At 39.3% G+C, this 17,143-nt stretch carries 15 protein-coding genes; 3 read left to right on the forward strand and 12 right to left on the reverse strand.

Annotated elements, in window-relative coordinates; genetic code table 11:
• The first annotated feature begins 3 nt into the window (after positions 1-3).
• The gene (locus RIB54_RS09190; RefSeq protein ID WP_350066015.1) at positions 4-807 is read left to right on the forward strand and encodes a queuosine precursor transporter; all 804 of its coding nucleotides are present in this window, start codon (positions 4-6) and stop codon (positions 805-807) included.
• Here RIB54_RS09190 and RIB54_RS09195 read toward each other — a convergent pair.
• On the reverse strand, positions 796-2,244 hold the full coding sequence (locus tag RIB54_RS09195; protein WP_350100628.1) for a TonB-dependent receptor: 1,449 nt from the start codon (positions 2,242-2,244) through the stop codon (positions 796-798). The two genes, RIB54_RS09190 and RIB54_RS09195, sit on opposite strands and share 12 nt — an antisense overlap.
• A gap of 190 nt (positions 2,245-2,434) precedes the next feature.
• On the opposite strand from RIB54_RS09195, the gene RIB54_RS09200 reads away from it, so the two are divergent.
• Together RIB54_RS09200 and RIB54_RS09205 are read left to right on the forward strand one after the other, a co-directional pair.
• Positions 2,435-3,733 carry a cation:proton antiporter gene (locus tag RIB54_RS09200; protein ID WP_350100629.1) on the forward strand — a complete coding sequence of 433 codons (1,299 nt, stop codon included), beginning with the start codon at positions 2,435-2,437 and terminating at the stop codon, positions 3,731-3,733.
• Positions 3,734-3,829: 96 nt separating this feature from the next.
• Positions 3,830-5,221, forward strand: a complete 1,392-nt coding sequence (locus RIB54_RS09205; protein ID WP_350066009.1) for a sodium-dependent transporter — start codon at positions 3,830-3,832, stop codon at positions 5,219-5,221.
• A 31-nt stretch (positions 5,222-5,252) separates the two neighbouring features.
• On the opposite strand, the gene RIB54_RS09210 is transcribed toward RIB54_RS09205, so the two are convergent.
• From RIB54_RS09210 to RIB54_RS09260, 11 genes are all read right to left on the reverse strand, one after another.
• Complete coding sequence (locus RIB54_RS09210; protein WP_350066008.1) at positions 5,253-5,687, reverse strand: tellurite resistance TerB family protein; 435 nt, start codon at positions 5,685-5,687, stop codon at positions 5,253-5,255.
• A gap of 15 nt (positions 5,688-5,702) precedes the next feature.
• Positions 5,703-6,056: a TerB family tellurite resistance protein gene (locus tag RIB54_RS09215; RefSeq protein ID WP_350066006.1), complete on the reverse strand. Its 354-nt coding sequence runs from the start codon at positions 6,054-6,056 to the stop codon at positions 5,703-5,705.
• Positions 6,057-6,150: 94 nt separating this feature from the next.
• The gene (locus RIB54_RS09220) at positions 6,151-7,128 is read right to left on the reverse strand and encodes an ROK family protein (RefSeq protein WP_350100630.1); all 978 of its coding nucleotides are present in this window, start codon (positions 7,126-7,128) and stop codon (positions 6,151-6,153) included.
• Positions 7,125-7,976 carry a hypothetical protein gene (locus RIB54_RS09225; protein WP_350100632.1) on the reverse strand — a complete coding sequence of 284 codons (852 nt, stop codon included), beginning with the start codon at positions 7,974-7,976 and terminating at the stop codon, positions 7,125-7,127. Before RIB54_RS09225 ends, RIB54_RS09220 begins: the two co-directional genes overlap by 4 nt.
• Positions 7,976-8,959 carry a 6-phosphofructokinase gene (gene pfkA / locus RIB54_RS09230; RefSeq protein ID WP_350066000.1) on the reverse strand — a complete coding sequence of 328 codons (984 nt, stop codon included), beginning with the start codon at positions 8,957-8,959 and terminating at the stop codon, positions 7,976-7,978. Before pfkA ends, RIB54_RS09225 begins: the two co-directional genes overlap by 1 nt.
• Positions 8,960-9,205: 246 nt before the next feature.
• A complete protein-coding gene (locus RIB54_RS09235) occupies positions 9,206-10,117 on the reverse strand; it encodes an ROK family protein (protein ID WP_350100633.1) in 912 nt (303 codons plus the stop codon).
• Between the two features lie 27 nt (positions 10,118-10,144).
• The gene (locus RIB54_RS09240; RefSeq protein ID WP_350100634.1) at positions 10,145-11,794 is read right to left on the reverse strand and encodes a glycerol-3-phosphate dehydrogenase/oxidase; all 1,650 of its coding nucleotides are present in this window, start codon (positions 11,792-11,794) and stop codon (positions 10,145-10,147) included.
• Positions 11,794-13,281 carry a glycerol kinase GlpK gene (gene glpK / locus RIB54_RS09245; protein WP_350100635.1) on the reverse strand — a complete coding sequence of 496 codons (1,488 nt, stop codon included), beginning with the start codon at positions 13,279-13,281 and terminating at the stop codon, positions 11,794-11,796. Before glpK ends, RIB54_RS09240 begins: the two co-directional genes overlap by 1 nt.
• Positions 13,274-14,071, reverse strand: a complete 798-nt coding sequence (locus tag RIB54_RS09250) for an MIP/aquaporin family protein (protein ID WP_350100637.1) — start codon at positions 14,069-14,071, stop codon at positions 13,274-13,276. The genes glpK and RIB54_RS09250 overlap by 8 nt, the downstream gene beginning before the upstream one ends.
• 135 nt (positions 14,072-14,206) lie before the next feature.
• Positions 14,207-15,802 carry an alpha,alpha-trehalase TreF gene (gene treF, locus RIB54_RS09255; RefSeq protein WP_350100638.1) on the reverse strand — a complete coding sequence of 532 codons (1,596 nt, stop codon included), beginning with the start codon at positions 15,800-15,802 and terminating at the stop codon, positions 14,207-14,209.
• Entirely contained in the window at positions 15,799-17,130 is a 1,332-nt protein-coding gene (locus tag RIB54_RS09260; RefSeq protein ID WP_350100639.1) for a vanadium-dependent haloperoxidase, read from the reverse strand. Before RIB54_RS09260 ends, treF begins: the two co-directional genes overlap by 4 nt.
• Between the last annotated feature and the right edge of the window lie 13 nt (positions 17,131-17,143).

Consider the following 17,143-nt stretch of genomic DNA (forward strand, 5'->3'; position numbering starts at 1 on the left):
ACTATGAAAAATACTATAGACAAAAAAACCAACCTCTTCATAGTGCTGGCGGGTATTTTTCTCACCAATGCCCTATTGGCCGAACTCATTGGCTTTAAGATATTTTCGTTGGAATCATCCCTAGGGTTCAACCCGGCACAGATCAATTTGCTGGGTGACTGGGTGTTGGATTTTAATTTAACTGCAGGTGTGGTGCTTTGGCCTGTGGTATTCATTACCACAGATATCATCAATGAATATTTTGGCAAACAAGGGGTGAAAAAAATCAGTTACCTAACGGTTATTTTTATTGCCTTTGCTTTTATTGTTTTAGTAGTTGTTACAAAGCTAGAACCTGCTCAATTTTGGCTAGACATTAATAGTACTGACGCTCAAGGCAGGGACTTTGATATCTCCTATGCCTTTAACAAAGTATTACTACAAGGCTCATACATTATCATTGGCTCATTGGTAGCCTTTCTGGTGGGGCAATTGTTGGATGTATATGTTTTCCACAAACTCCGTAAAATCACTGGCAACAAACATTTATGGATAAGAGCTACAGGATCAACGCTGGTTTCACAACTGGTGGATAGTTTTGTGGTGCTCTTTATAGCTTTTTATCTACTGGCTCCTGCTGATGGGCAATGGACAGTTGCCCAGGTTATTTCAGTGGGAATTATAAACTACATCTATAAGTTTGTAATAGCACTGGTGTTGACCCCATTGCTTTACATAGCTCATTATCTTATTGACAACTATTTAGGAAAAGAAAAGTCTGAAGAACTTATAGAAGAAGCGGCAGACTCAAGTGAATCATTTTTTTAAAGCCAGCTTTTTAATTTTTTCCTCTCTCTGTTCTGGTGCGCATGGATATCCAAATAGGCAATCCTGAATAATGGCTTGTGCCACCTGGCGAGGTATTTTATCTTCCCAACCAGATTCACCTGCCTTAATCATAGCCAAAACATTGTCTGATATAATATCAAGGTTATCCATGTTGGCACCCTTAATATTCTCCAGTTTATTATTTTGAATCAAGAACTCAAAAAGGCCTCTTAAATTCTCAGGAAGCTCAAAATTATCTAAAGTATAAACTTCTTTAGAGTTGGCTTTTAATGCGGGATATACATATAACTTCACATTAATACCGAACAAAGCTCCAAAAGCTTCTAACACGCCCCCTCTTAAATCCGTGTAATACTTCTCTTCAAAAACACGCTGAAGATTATAAATACCCAAGATAATACCAATCTTACGTCCTCTGGTAATAGCCGATAAATAATCCACCAGCTTATAATACTCGGGATAATTTGAAATCATTACATTTTGACCCAACGCACAGATAATATCAACCCGTGCTAAGAAATCAACATCATCAATTTCCCCATCGGCCCTAAGGTCATTAAGGGTAATCTCGGTAAGCACAACTATCTTGGATTTATCAACATCTGGTTCACGCTTAAAATGCCTTCTTGCTGTAAGCAGCATATCAACATTTACATGAGTTACAGGCCTGAACCTTCCTCTTAACACCAGTACATTTTTCTTATAAAGTGCTTCAGATGGCTGCAGCACATCCGCATTAGGGCCAAACATAGCCGCTCTTGTAAGGCCATTCTTCACCAACTTTAAACTCATCAACCGGTTGTCAACATGAGCGAAATCAGGCCCATTTAACCTGAACATGTCAATGCCTATTCTACCAGGTGCAAGTCCATCAACCAATGAAACAAGCAACTCCTCTGGGTCAGTAATAAAGAAACAACCAAAAATCAGATTTACACCCACTATGCCAACCGCCTGTTGCTGCAGAAGTGCGTCATTGTCGCGCATCTTTATGTGAAGGATACACTCATTATAATCCCCACCCGGCTTGGTTTGAAATCTAAGACCTATCCAGCCATGAGGTTTATTGGTACGCTCGTAATTCAGAGCTTCTAAAGTGTCAGCAAAGGCAAAAAAAGTGGTGTTATCGGCTAAATGAGGCAAACGCTCAAGCAATAGGCTGTACTCATGTTCAAGCATCTTTAGTAGCCTGGGTTCGCAAACATATCTATCACTCATTCCATAGATGGCGTCACTAAAACTCATATCATAGGCTGACATGGTTTTGGCCACTGTGCCAGATGCTCCTCCAGCTTTAAAGAAATTGGCCGCCACATCCTGACCCGCTCCTATCTCTGCAAATGATCCGTAAATATCTCTCCTTAAATTGATCTGAAGAGCTTTTTCCTTTATTGTTAGTTTGCGGAGTTCATTCATAGCTGATATAATAACACCGTTTTAAGCTAATGTGTTTACCTGTTCAAATGTATAAGTTTTCAATTGTCTTTTGCATATATTTTCGACATTGATTTATAGTTAATTAAAAGACAGCATTGCTTTTTATTAAAACCATTCTTTTCTATCTTTTCCAGTTATAAACTCACTTTTTTAAACCACTTGTCTTAGTATGGAAGTTTTAGATTTCATTACCCTACTTATTATCATGGCAGCCTTTTTCACATTGATCAATGTGAAATACCTAAAACTTCCTTCTACAATAGGCTTAATGCTACTGGCACTCTGTCTTTCCCTATTTATTATCGGAGGCGAATATGTTTTTAGTATGCTTAACAAGCTGGCTACCAACCTAATGACTGAGTATGATTTCTCTAAAGTGCTCTTTCAGGTCATGCTTAGTTTCTTGCTTTTTGCAGGGGCACTGGATGTTAACCTCAATAAGCTTGGTGAAGAGAAATGGCCGATATTAATTCTTGCTACTGTAGGAGTACTTATTTCTACATTTATTGTAGGAGGAGCCATGTACTTGACTTTGCCATATTTAGGCCTGCCAATGGATTTTATCTATTGCTTACTTTTTGGGGCTTTAATCTCCCCTACCGATCCAATTGCAGTGCTGGCAATGATCAAAAAAACGGTAGTGTCAGAAAATTTAGAATCTCAAATAGCAGGTGAATCTTTATTCAATGATGGCATAGGCGTTGTTGTATTTCTTTCAATTTTAGGCGTTGCTGCTGGTGGTGTTGAAAATTTTGAAGCGATAGAAGTTGTTAAACTTTTCGGGATTGAAGTGATAGGTGGAATAGCCCTGGGAGCTTTGTTAGGATATATTGGTCTGCGTCTTTTAAAAATCATTGATAATGAACATACCGAAATTGAAGTATTGGTTACCCTATCTATGGTTCTTGGCGGTGCCAGTGTTGCTGATTTTTTGCACGTATCAGGCCCACTTGCAATGGTCGTAATGGGGTTGTTTGTTGGAAGAAAAGGTCGTATTGCCAAAGTAGATGAAGATGCTGCTGGTGAGTACGTATATAAATTCTGGCATTTAATGGATGAAGCCATGAATGCAATACTTTTTATTCTAATCGGGCTTCAAATAATAGTTATAAACTATGAAATGGATTACTTCTACGCAGCAGGCATTGCCATAGTAGCTGTGCTATTAGCGAGATTATTGGGAGTTGGCGTACCTCTTTCCATAATGAGAATCAAAAGGCACTTCCCAAAATATACCATTAGAATACTAACATGGAGTGGTCTGCGCGGAGGAATTTCTGTTGCGCTGGCGTTATCCCTGTATAAGGAAAATCATGGTTTTTTAATTGATGCCAAAACTGTAGATATCATCATAACAATGACATATTGTGTCGTTTTATTTTCAATAGTTGTGCAAGGTCTTACTGTAGATAAACTCTTCAAATTGGCCACAAAAAATAATAAACCGATAAAAGGAAGTACCGATTAAATTAAATGTAGCAGTCAATGTACCTGATGTGGATATTCCTTTTCTTATCCTGAAAAATTTATACATATTTACAGCCTGTTAAATTTTTATTAAATTATGGCTAATAGAGGAGGCTTTTCGAGTAAGCTTGGATTCATTATGGCTGCAGCAGGTTCTGCAGTTGGGTTAGGAAATATTTGGGGGTTCCCCTATGAAGTTGGACAAGGTGGTGGTGCTGCATTTGTAGTTATCTATCTTTTATTTTGTTTCATCCTCTGCTTCCCCGTTATGGTTACTGAAATAGCCATTGGTAGAAAAAGTCAAAAAAATGCCGTTGGTGCTTTCGACTACCTCGGATTCAAAAAATGGAATATTGTTGGAAAGATGGGCATCCTTTGTGGAGTCCTGATCCTTTCATTTTATAATGTAATTGCCGGTTGGGCATTTGGTTACATCTTTGAAATGGCCGTTGGTAATTTTGATATTGCCAATCACTTTAGCGAGTTCATAGTTGATGTATTTAAAGTGGGTGCATATGGTTTAGTCTTTATGGCAACCACAGCATATGTTGTTTCAAAAGGTATATCTGGTGGTATTGAGAAAGCTGCAAAGCTGTTAATGCCAACACTCCTATTCCTAATCGTTTCCCTTGTTATCTATTCCTTGACGCTTGAAAACGCTATGGCTGGCGTTAAATTCTATTTAGTGCCCGATTTTTCCGAACTCAATGGAAGGGTTATTTATAACGCCATGGGACAGGCTTTCTTCTCACTTTCTTTAGGAATGGGGGCTTTGATTACCTATGGAAGTTATGTTGGTAAAGATGACAATATAGTAACATCTGCAGCTCTCATAACGCTTACTGATGTTGGTATAGCTTTAATAGCTGGTTTAATGATCTTCCCGCTTATTGGTTACATGACTGAAGGCGCTATGACAGATGTTGGACGTGGACCCGGGTTAATATTCGTTACACTTCCTCAAATCTTCGGTACAATTGGCGGAACATTAGGTGCTGTTGTAGGTACAACCTTCTTTATATTGTTATGCTTTGCAGCACTTACATCTACAGTGTCATTATTGGAAGTACCAGTATCGTATATTGTTGATGAGAAAAACATTAAAAGAAGCAAGGCGGTTTGGCTTGTTGCAGGACTTATTTACCTAATAGGAATCCCTTCTTTATTAGGAAATGGCTATTCTGAATATTTCTCAAACTTCATTACTTATGTGGGTGCAGAAAGTGCCACCGACTTCTTATCGTTCGTTGGTCACGTGGCTAATGATACTTTGTTGCCCCTTGGTGGCTGCTTAATAGCATTCTTTGCTGGCCACATTTGGAAGAAAGCTAACCTGGATGACGAACTTGCTAAAGGAGCACCAGGATACAAAGGATCATTCATTCAGAAGTATTTGAATTTCGCAGTAAGCTACCTTGCTCCAATCGTATTAGGAACACTTTTCGTACTTACTGTACTTGGTACCTTCTTCGGAATAAACCTATTCTAAGAAAGAAAAGACAATAAAGGATAAAACAGATTTAAGAGGCTAGAAACGTTGTTTCGGCCTCTTTTTTTAATTCGTCCCATTCTGGTTGTGTTGGGATTTTACCTTCATCAAAAAGATTAATTAGCCAGCGTACTATTTCTTGCTTGTAGCCAAACTGATCAACCAGATCGTTGCAAAATTCAATTTCAGAGTCCTCTACAATACCATCGGCATAGACCATCATAATAACATCATACAACTGATCCATTTTTTCATCATGATTGTCCGGAATATGAAGATCGTTCTTCTTATTGCTTCTTAAGAGGCTTGCAATTTGCCGATCCTTCAAACCATATTTATCACCAATTTTGTAGATGAGCTTTTCCTCATCAGGATGCAGGTGACCGTCAGCCTTAGCTAAGGAAATAAGATTTTTAAGGTGATTTTTCTTAAAAGAAAGATATTGATGTTCAAAAAAACCAATCATATAATCAAATTAATATTATGTTTTCCACAAACGCCTGGTCAGAGCTATAACCTCATCAAGGTCACTTTTCTTCAACTCAAGCCGCTCTGCGATGTTTAAGCAAAGATCATATTCCTTATCTTGAATATCTCCATCTACCATTGACATAAACACTACATCAGCCAGTTGTTCCTCCCTATCATCCATATCATCAGGGACAACAAAATCCAACTCTGTTGGGTTTTTCAATATCCTGGCAACATCTTCTGCTGGCAAACCAAGTTCCTCAGCACGCTCTTCCAAAAACTCCCTTTCTTCTTCTTCAAAATGTCCATCCGCATAGGCCACCGACACTAAATTTTGAAAGTGCTCAAGTTTAATATTTCTCAAGGAAATCGATTTAAATAAGATAATTAAGCTCTAAATATTAAAAGTAATAAAATTACCTCAATAATTGAATGATTGCCATACGCTTAAAACATATTTATCTTACTACCGCTTCCTCAGAATTTAAATAATCAATGATTAAGCTACTGGCTCCAAGTATTGGAGCACTTTGATTTTGCAGACCAGAAGGCAACACCTGCACTTTGCCCTTGTAGATAGGCATCAGGGCTTCTTCCAAATATTTTCGTGTAGGTGAGAAAATTAAATCTCCAGCCAAAGAAAGTCCTCCAAATAAAAATATAGCCTCAGGGTCTGTGTGAGCAACAGTATCAGCCATTTTAGCGCCAAGCACCTGCCCGGTATATTCAAAGGCATCTTTAGCGACTAAATCTCCCCTTAAGGCCGATTCCGCTATCATTTTAGTCGTTAAGTCATGGAAGCTTATACCCCTAAGTTCGCTTTCCTCCAAATGATCTGCCAACATCTTATAAACAGTTCTTTTTATACCGGTTGCTGAAACATAAGTTTCCAGGCATCCTCTTCTACCACACCCACACTGCCTTCCTCTTGGATTTATAATTACATGACCTAACTCTGCTGCAAAGCCATCATGACCATGAACCAGTTTTCCGTTGCAAACAATGCCTGCGCCTAAACCAGTACCTAAAGTGATCACGATAAAATCATTCATATTTTTAGCATTGCCATAGATCATCTCACCCATGGCGGCAGCATTGGCATCATTTGTAACTAAAACAGGCACATTAAAATCTTCTCTTATAATGTCTACAATAGGAATAACCCCCTTCCAGTTAAGGTTTGGCGCATGTTCTATTGTACCTCGATAATAATTAGCATTTGGAGCCCCTATGCCTATCCCTATAATTTTTCCGTTGCTCCCAACTTTTTCGACTCCGGCTTTTATTGAGTCAGAAAGGTCTTTGATAAAGTCTCTAAAATCTTCATGGGTTTGGGTTGGTATTTTCGATTGAAAAAGAACCTTTCCATCTAAATCTACCAAACCGAATTTCGTAGATGTCCCTCCTATGTCTATACCCACTATTAACTCGATCATGACAAATTATATCTTTTGTTTAAATGATATTGAACCAAATCGTTAATTGGTTCTTTTATTATTTTACCAACTTCAATACCCTTCCCTTTGGCTACTTCTTTCAGAATATCTGAAAAGAAATAAGCGATAGAACCAGTAAAATGTGTCTTCACCGATTCATACTTGCTAAATTTTGTTATATATAAATCCATAAATTCGCCCATACCCCTTGTTATCATTTCTATGAAATAAGGGTGTTCTTTGTGCTCTTGAATGAATTTCATAAATGAGGCCAAATAAACATTAGGGTATGGCTTCATATAAACGTTTTCGAGAATCTCATCTTTGGTAAGGTGAAATTGCTCTGTAAAAGCTGCGTCCAGATCTTTCGGCAGTGTTTTATATAAGTAGGCATGAAGTAGTTGACGTCCGTAACTTGAGCCCCCCCCTTCGTCTCCCAAAACATAATCTAATGCCGGAGTTTCCTGTCTTACAATATCCCCATCAAAATAACAGGCGTTAGAACCTGTGCCAAGTATGCAAGATATTGAGCCCACACCTTCATAAGTAGCCAGCGCAGATGCCACAATATCATGGTTTACATAATACTGGCTTTTAGGAAATGCCCTTGTAAAAGCTCTTGAAATAACATTCTGAAAGTTTTTGCTACCACAGCCAGCACTGTAGATATACGCAACTTCCATGTGCTTATTATTAAGCTCTGGAATAGAAGTGAAAAGTTGATATATCTCTTCTTCACTATGAAAGATAGGATTGAGCCCGCCAGTGCTAAAAAAACCTATTGTTTTTTCATCTTCAATGAGCTGCCAGTCGCATTTGCTCGATCCGCTGATGCCAACTAGTACCATTAAATTGAAAGTATCTTAGAGATTCTTAATGCTTCGGGTTCTATTTCATGGTTTTTAACCATAGTAGATTCGAAATCATTGTAAACTGTAATGCCATTTTGAATACCAACCATCACATCTGTTTTGCCCGCCATTATTCCTTCCACAGCATACACACCCATTTTACTGGCCAATACACGATCAAAATAAGTGGGTGACCCTCCGCGCTGTAAATGGCCCAAAATGGTCACTTTGGTGTCATAATATGGAAAACGTTTGTGAACCTCTTCCGCAATTTGAAGAGCGTTGCCCAATTTTCCTCCTTCGGCAACTACAACAAGACTAGAGCTCTTTTTGCTTTCCACACCCTTGTCCAGCTTGGCTACCAACTCATCAATTGTCATTTCGTCTTCAGGTATAATGATCGCAGCAGCTCCTCCGGCTATCCCTGAGTTAATGGCAATATAACCAGAGTCTCTGCCCATCACTTCGATAAAAAACAATCTGTTATGAGAAAGTGCTGTATCTCTAATTTTATCTACAGCATCTACAACAGTATTGGTGGCTGTATCATACCCTATAGTAAAATCAGTACCTGGCAAATCATTATCAATGGTTCCCGGAATACAAATAACAGGCATTTTATGTTCTAAATAGAAATTATGAAGGCCTGTAAATGTTCCATCACCACCAATAGCTACAAGGGCATCTATACCCTTTTCCTTAAGGTTTTCGTAAGCTTTCTGACGACCTTCTTTTGTTCTAAATTCGTCACTTCTGGCTGATTTCAGAATAGTGCCACCTCTTTGAATAATATTGCCAACTGAACGCGCATCCAATTCCTCAATATCACCTTCTATCATCCCCTCATATCCGCGGTAAATACCAAATATCTTCTTATTGTAAAAAATGCTTGTTCTTACCACTGCTCTAATTGCCGCATTCATTCCGGGAGCGTCTCCTCCAGAGGTAAAAACTGCAATATTATTAATCTCTTTACTCATTAAGTCAAGGTTATTTTTTTGCTAAAATTAATGAAGATAACAATGCAATAACCATGAATTTGTACTGAATTTCAAGTAAAAATGGCAATTCTATTGGCGCAATCGATTGAAATGAATTCAATGAATGAAAATATTTTTCATTGATATTGCGCATATTTTTACGCAATAGTTGAGAGATTGAAAAAGCAAAAAATGCTTAACTCCTTGCGCTATGGAAAGATGAGTTTTTTAAGACCATAAATATATCTAAAGTGTAAGAAGTGCCGCGCCAAATACGCCCGCACTGTCACCAAGTTTAGGAGCAACGATGTGAGTATCAAAACGTGTATTAAAAGTAAACTCTTTGGCCTTTTCCACTCCGTCCGAGTAAATACTTAAAATATTGCCTACGCCACCACCAATAACTATCACCTCCGGATCTAGCATGTTAATGATTGTGGATATGCCCAACCCAAAAAAATGATGTAACCGATCCATTGTTTCCTTAGCATATTTATCAGTAGAAAGGTCTGCCACGATATTTTTAAGTTTCTTCCTAGACCCACTTACCGACTCATAAAATCGCTCAAGGGATGGTCCTGAAAGTATAGTTTCTACGCAACCAGATTTACCACAATAACACGGCCCACCCGAAGCATCTAAAAAATTATGCCCCCACTCGCCAGCGATGCCTTGAAAACCTTTAACAACTTTACCATTCACCACTATACCGCCTCCAACACCTGTACCCATAATAACACCAAAAACAACTTCGGCATTTGGCGCTATTTCCAGAACGCTACCTAGTTTGGCTTCAGCCAGGGCAAAGCAATTAGCGTCATTGGCAATGACTACTTCCTTCTCTAGTATATTGATCAAGTCCTCTAAAAAAGGTTTATGATTAAGGCTGGTTGAGTTACTATTCTTAAGCAGCCCTGTGTGAGGATCAATAGCACCAGGTGTGCCAATGCCTAATACTTCGCACTGCGCACCTGTTTCCTTTTCCATCAAGTCAACAAGCACCTTTATTCTTGAAAGCACATGGTCATAACCTTTATCACCTTCGGTATCAATCCTATTTCTGAAGATTATTTTATTGAAATCATTTCGATCTATAATAACCCCTTCAATCTTCGTTCCTCCAAGGTCAATACCCCATAGATAATTTTCTGTGCTCATAAACTGTATACTTTAAGTGATGCCTAATTACGTGAATTCACTAGCCACTTCCAATTCCTTGTCTAACCATTGTTTCTCCTGCATTATCCTGGATTCATCCCAACTAAAGGTTTTATATAGATGATTCAAAACAGGCTCCTTCAACTTTCCTATGGTATTAATATTAAAAAATAACCTGCCTGTCCTTCTTTCAAAAAAGTCCAGCACAGAGTGAACGGATTCATTTTCAATGGCCCATTGCAACTCCGCAAGTGCCAGGTCTACTTCAGCATCTTTTTCAGCAATTGAATCTGCAATTGTCAGTATTTCATCCGTTTGCTTTCCATAATTACCCACCAAATATTCAGCATAATATGGATCAAGCCCCTTGGCAACTACCTTTTCCTTAATCGAGGATTCATATGTTCTCACTTCTTTGGCGTTTTTAAAAACACCTCCTGTAAGTACAAGGCTTTCCGTTATACATGGGCCAATAATACGATGGTCTTTCTCAGAGAGTCTTTTACTAAGCTTATCGATTATCCTCTCCGCCATTTTCCTGTAACCCGTCAGCTTACCTCCTGCAATAGACAGTAAGCCACTTTGTGACTCAAAAATCTCATCCTTCCTGGATAACTGCGATGCTGACTTGCCTTCTTCTTCAATCAAAGGTCTAAGACCAGCCCAGCTGGATTCTACATCTTCAATTTTCAACTCAACATCAGGAAAGATATGTTTGACCCCATCAATTAAATACTGAACGTCCTTCTTTTCAGTACGCACATCATCTAAGTCACCAAAATAGTCTGTGTCTGTGGTGCCAATATAGGTAACACGATCTCTGGGGATAGCAAAAATCATCCTGCCGTCAGGCACATCGAAATAGACAGATTGCTTCACTGGAAATTTCTCATGAGGCAGTACAATATGCACCCCTTTGGTAGGATGAAGTTTTTTTCCAAACAAGGACTTATTCTTCGCTCTTAGTTTATCTACCCATGGACCAGCTGCACTAATAGTAAAGGAGGCATTGCATTCAAATGCCTGGTTTGTAAGATGATCAATACAATCGATGCCTTTTACCTTTCCTTCTTCATCATAAATAAAATCAGTCGCCTCAACGTAGTTTATGATATGAGCACCTCTCTGTACGGCCGTTTTAAGCACTTCAATTGTAAGTCTGGCATCATCCGTTCGATACTCAGCATAAATACCTCCACCTTCAATTAGCTCATCATGAAGCAATGGCTCCTTCTCCATTGTCTCCTCTTTAGTAAGCATTTTACGCTGATCCACTTTCTCGACACCAGCAAGGACATCATAAACCATCAACCCCACGGAGGTCATGATTTTGCCGTATGTACCATCTTTAATCAAAGGAAGCAGCATCCTTTCGGATTTAACCAGATGAGGAGCTAAACGATGTACAATTGCCCGCTCATGCCCAACTTCGCGCACCAATGCTATTTCAAATTGCTTCAAGTACCTTAAGCCCCCGTGTATGAGTTTAGTTGATTTACTGCTGGTGCCCGAAGCAAAATCACTTTTTTCAACTAAGGCTACTTTTAATCCTCTGGACACAGCGTCTAAGGCAATACCCGCCCCAGTAATACCCCCACCAATAATGATGAGGTCATATTTGTCAGATGTTAAATGATTAATTAGTACTTTTCTATTTCGTGCATCGAATAAATTCATTATTCTTTATCTAGCCAGTTAAGTGTTCGTTTTACAGCATTCTGCCATTGGGCATATCTGTTCTTCCTTTTTTCTTCAGACCAATTTGGCTGATATACTTTATCAACATCCTGAATGGATTGAAGTTTAGTTTTATCAAATAATTTAACGCCATAGCCTGCCAAAAGGGCCGCACCTAATGCCGTAGATTCTGTAAAAGCAGGCCTGACAACACCTACACCTAACAAATCAGCCTGAAACTGCATTAAATAGTTATTGGTAACTGCTCCGCCATCAACTTTCAGTTCTTCCAGGGTTATGCCACTATCCTTTTGCATAGCATCCAATATATCTTTGGTTTGGTATGCCATCGACTCTATAGCGGCTTTCGCCAAATGTGCGGGTTTGGTATCCCTGGTTAACCCGAAGATGGCACCACGTGAATATTGATCCCAATAAGGTGCACCAAGACCTGTAAAGGCTGGCACCATAATAACATCATCGTTATCAGCCACACTTTCAGCCATGGCTTCGGTTTCTCCAGCAGACCCTATGATGCCCAGTCCATCGCGAAGCCATTGAACCACTGCGCCAGCTATAAAAACACTCCCTTCGAGTGCATATATTATTTCTCCATCAATACCATAGGCTATAGTGCTCAATAATCCGTTTTCGGATTTACAAACTTCATTGCCTGTATTCATCAACATAAAACATCCCGTGCCGTAGGTGTTTTTCGCCATACCTGGGTCCAGGCAAGTCTGGCCGAATAATGCTGCCTGCTGATCGCCAGCGATACCATGAATTGGAATTTTCACTCCCTTGTATTCCCAATCTCCAAAATGGTCAGCTGATTGTTTTACTTCCGGCAGCATCGAAGCAGGAACATAAAGCATCTCCAAAAGCTTTTCATCCCATTCCAGAGACTTGATGTTATACATTAAAGTTCTACTGGCGTTTGTACAGTCTGTAACATGCTGCTTGCCATTGGTCAACTTCCACACCAGCCAGGAATCTACGGTACCAAACTTCAGATCTCCATTAGCTGCATTTTCCTTTGCGCCATCTACATTATTTAAAATCCAATTGACTTTAGTACCAGAGAAGTAAGAGTCCAACACTAGTCCGGTATTGTCAGAAACGTATGACTCATAGCCCTCTTCTTTCAGTTTATCACAGAATGCTGATGTTCGCTTGTCTTGCCAAACTATTGCTTTGTATACTGCCTTTCCAGAGTTTTTATCCCAAACAATTGTCGTCTCTCGCTGATTGGTAATACCAATTGCTGCTATGTCTGTGGCATTGATATGATTATTTTCAATAAGATCTGTCAAAACTTTGCTTTGTGAAGACCATATCTCTTCTGGGTCATGCTCTACCCATCCGGATTTTGGAAAGTATTGTTTAAACTCTTGCTGCTCCATAGCCACCATTTTTGCATTTGAATCAAACAAAACGGCCCTTGAACTGGTAGTGCCCTGATCTATGGCTATAATATATTTACTCATTAGAAGTTTTGTTTTTTACTATAGCAATAATTACTGCAACCACACAAAGTGCGATTACTATACCATAGCCAATTGAAAATTCATTTAAGAACAGGCACTTATATAATACAGCACCCAATATTCCCCCTAAAATAGGCCCGAATACTGGCACCCATGAATAGGCCCAATCAGAGCCTCCTTTACCCGCTATTGGCAACAAGAAATGAGCTAACCTCGGCCCAAAGTCACGGGCAGGGTTTATTGCAAACCCAGTGGTTGCTCCTAAGCCAAGCCCTATTGCTACTATTAGCGCTCCTACTACTAAGGGATTGAGACCTTCAGTAAAATTGTTAGCACCGATATATGATAAGGACATTGTTAAGGCAGTGGTGCCAAGCATTTCACTTATAAAGTTGGAAGGATATGACCTTATAGCGGGGCTTGTACAGAAAACGGCCAGTTTAGCACCCTGATCTGCAGTTTTAGACCAGTGTGGCAGGTAGTGTATCCAAACAAGAGAAGACCCTACTGCTGCGCCTAACACCTGAGCTACAATATATCCGGGAACTTTGTACCATTCAAAATCACCGACAAATGCCAAACCCAGCGTTACGGCAGGGTTGATATGTGCTCCACTTATTCCGCCAACAGCATAAATAGCTAATGTAACTGCCAACCCCCATGCCAACACTACTACAAGCCAGCCGGCATCATAGGCTTTTGACTCTTTCAACAAAATAGATGCAACCACTCCAGACCCAAATAGCATAAGGATCATTGTGCCTAAAAACTCACCCAGATAAATTGACATATGTACAACAGATTAAATGGTATTAATGATTGTTAATTAAATTATCCGTGCCTTAAAATGCACCAATAATAATACGCATTATACCTTCATTTTCATAGAAAGTAAAGGGCAATCACAAGTACTTGTAAACGATTGCTATTGAGCTAACTCAGGCATTACAATTTTCTGCCTTTCAAGAATTGATTGGAACGATAAAGCTACTCCGTTGCTCCACCCAAAACCATCCTGCAATGGATATTCACCCCCACCTGCTAGCAGGTCAGTGTCAACAACATTATACTTCTCCATCATCTTACCGGTCGATTTATAAACCTGCTGATTTCTGTTCAGCCATTTTTTCATGGCATCAAGGCCTTCTTTATTGTATTCATAGTTAAACATGCCATTTACAGTGATCCACTGAAGTGGTGCCCAACCATTTGGATAATCCCATTGCTGGCCAGTATTATTAAGTGTTGTCACAAAGCCTCCCTCCTTTAAGAAATCTTCGGTCAGCCTCTGTGAGGTTCTCTTAGCCTGCTTCTTGGACGCTATGCTAAAAAACAAAGGGTAAGCTGCAGCGAGGGAAAGTACGCCTGTTGCCTTTTTGTCAATGAAATTATAGTCAATAAAAAAACCAATTTCTTCATCCCAAAGGTATTTATTAATAGCTTCCTTTCTATTTGCGGCCCTTTCAAGGTAATAATCTGCGCTATCAAGTTGTTCATTCCAGTTGTAACCTTGAGCTATTTTCAACTCCAGATGATACATTAAAGAATTTAAATCAACTGGAATAATATTGGTGGTTTGAATTGTCTTAATGTTCTTACCATCGGCAAACCACCTACTGCTAAAATCCCAACCTGACTCGGCACCAGCCCGTAGGTGCTTGTATGTTGCTTCCGCTTCAAGGCCATTTTCATGCACAAGTTCATAGTCTTCTTTGTAGGACTCTGGGCGTGGCCCATCATTGTTATCATAATACCTATTGAATATAGTTCCGTCCTCAAGTTTAACAACTCTACTAAAGGCACTTCCATTGGCTACATCTGCTTCACCATTCATCCAGAATTCATATTCCTTTACCAATTGTGGCAAATATGACAGGTACTTATCCCTATTCTCAGAATAAAGCCTGGCTAATATTACAGAGTAAAATGGGGGTTGCGACCTGCCATTATAGTAAGCCCTGTTACCGTTTGGTATAAATCCAATGGAGTCTATAAGATGAGAGAAATTATCCAGCATATTGACAGCCATAGAATCTAAACCTGCATCCATTAAGCCTTCAATCGTAAAATAGCTATCCCAATAATAAATTTCTCTAAATCGCCCCCCAGGAACAATATATGAATTTGATAATGGCATTAATGAATTCCCCTCCACAACTTCATCTGGTTGCCTCGTGAGTACCGGCCAAAGTGAGTTAATATGACTCACCATAGACTTTGAAGTATCAGACACAAAATCAGTCTTTGGCTGATAAGGCATGTCAAAATTAGCTTTTACAAACTCAGAAAGGTTAAATCCTTCCTTTACCTTTTCTTGCTCATAGGAGGCTATTATTTCTCCATAAGGTTTGTTTGGAGAACAATCTACGAATGTTTTGCCATCAGGAAATACATTGGTTAGTTGTACTTCTTTGAATAACTCTGACTGATAAAAGTCATTTATTGAAACTACTGATGTTTCTTTTACTTCCTGACAAGCAGCAAATAAAAGAAGCAGGCAAAACACCCCTAATTTTCTCATTCTTCTTCTTTTAACTTGACATTATCGACAATGAACTTACCTAAGCTACGACCTTGAGTAACCCCGTTTTCAATGGCTGGCATATAGTGTATCCCACCATAAAGCCTACTAATAGCTGCTTCGTCAGAAGCTTCTTTAAATGAGTTAAACTCCCTGGCAGTAAGGCCGTATTTCACTTCTGTAGAATCAACAAAATGAAAAGGCTCACCAAAAATTGAGGTGAGTGCTACACCTGCAGCACCTGAAATCACACTATGCCCACTTGTATATTCTGGAAATGGAGGTGTTTGCAAAAGTGGCGTCCACTCTTCATCTATATATTTATTAATTACCGTTTCTGGCCGGATTAAATTGCTTCGGTATTTTTCATCCCAGCAGCTTATAAAACCATCAACCAAAGCCAATGAAGTCAATACGTAAGCACTGGCACTTTTCATAAGGCTGGCATCTGTTTGTTTACACACTGTTTTAACAATCCCGATCCAGTGACCACCTGGAGTCACCTTTTTAGTGGCAAACATCACGTGCCCATGAACATTCATTACATATGGATTACAATCCCAAAAACTAGCTATTTCAGATTGTTCTGGTGTTAAACTTTGTTTTACATCATACACTTGTTTTACCTCTTTGAAAAACTGGCTATTTTCATCTATGCTAAACTCTGTGGGAGGCTCAGGGGTAAACTGGGATGCAGAATCAATGACGAAAGTTCGAATCTTGCTCCAATGCGGCTCGATCGCTTCAATATAAGCTGGGGGCGTTGGCTGCCATCTTGAAACGTCTTCTTTAACAGTAAACTTTTCAAAAGTTCTGGTTTGTTTATAGTTATCCTTATCAGCCCAGTCCAATATGTGTTTTTTAACTGCATCAGCATATGCCAGTGTAGCTTCCTTGCCTTCTCCTGACCATCCCTGAGCTTCTAATTCGGCATGCCACTCATTGATGAATTCATCCATTTTATCTTCAGAGAAGATCAAAGTTTTACCCAGTAGCAACATTGTCTGAATTGCTGCTATTTCATGATTGACATTATCCGGAACCGGAGGTATAGGTGTAAGCCCGTTGAGCTGACCAGCAAGCGACTTATATGAAGAGTCCTTAGCTGCTAAAATCTCGTAAGCACCCACGCTCGGGTAGGTATAGATACGACTGGCAACTGGCGGGGAAAAGATATCATGCACAATAACATCGGTTAGATGCTGCATCGTTTCATGCATTTTATTTGCATCGACTTTGATAGGTTGTTTTTCCTGGTTACATGCAGAAACCAAAATTAGAAGTACAAGTAATACTCCAATAGATTTAGATTTTATTTTATTAAACATCACTTCTTCCTCG

Source organism: Fulvivirga sp., from assembly GCF_040218215.1.
In the GTDB taxonomy this organism is placed as follows: domain Bacteria; phylum Bacteroidota; class Bacteroidia; order Cytophagales; family Cyclobacteriaceae; genus Fulvivirga.

Coding starts and splice junctions, on each gene's coding strand:
- RIB54_RS09250 (WP_350100637.1), bottom strand. CDS start 14,071: ATGTCAATTTATCTGGGTGAGTTTTTAGGCACAATGATCCTTATGCTA.
- RIB54_RS09200 (WP_350100629.1), top strand. CDS start 2,435: ATGGAAGTTTTAGATTTCATTACCCTACTTATTATCATGGCAGCCTTT.
- RIB54_RS09205 (WP_350066009.1), top strand. CDS start 3,830: ATGGCTAATAGAGGAGGCTTTTCGAGTAAGCTTGGATTCATTATGGCT.
- RIB54_RS09190 (WP_350066015.1), top strand. CDS start 4: ATGAAAAATACTATAGACAAAAAAACCAACCTCTTCATAGTGCTGGCG.
- RIB54_RS09195 (WP_350100628.1), bottom strand. CDS start 2,244: ATGAATGAACTCCGCAAACTAACAATAAAGGAAAAAGCTCTTCAGATC.
- treF (WP_350100638.1), bottom strand. CDS start 15,802: ATGAGAAAATTAGGGGTGTTTTGCCTGCTTCTTTTATTTGCTGCTTGT.
- RIB54_RS09225 (WP_350100632.1), bottom strand. CDS start 7,976: ATGGTACTAGTTGGCATCAGCGGATCGAGCAAATGCGACTGGCAGCTC.
- RIB54_RS09210 (WP_350066008.1), bottom strand. CDS start 5,687: ATGATTGGTTTTTTTGAACATCAATATCTTTCTTTTAAGAAAAATCAC.
- RIB54_RS09260 (WP_350100639.1), bottom strand. CDS start 17,130: ATGTTTAATAAAATAAAATCTAAATCTATTGGAGTATTACTTGTACTT.
- glpK (WP_350100635.1), bottom strand. CDS start 13,281: ATGAGTAAATATATTATAGCCATAGATCAGGGCACTACCAGTTCAAGG.
- RIB54_RS09240 (WP_350100634.1), bottom strand. CDS start 11,794: ATGAATTTATTCGATGCACGAAATAGAAAAGTACTAATTAATCATTTA.
- RIB54_RS09220 (WP_350100630.1), bottom strand. CDS start 7,128: ATGATCGAGTTAATAGTGGGTATAGACATAGGAGGGACATCTACGAAA.
- pfkA (WP_350066000.1), bottom strand. CDS start 8,959: ATGAGTAAAGAGATTAATAATATTGCAGTTTTTACCTCTGGAGGAGAC.
- RIB54_RS09235 (WP_350100633.1), bottom strand. CDS start 10,117: ATGAGCACAGAAAATTATCTATGGGGTATTGACCTTGGAGGAACGAAG.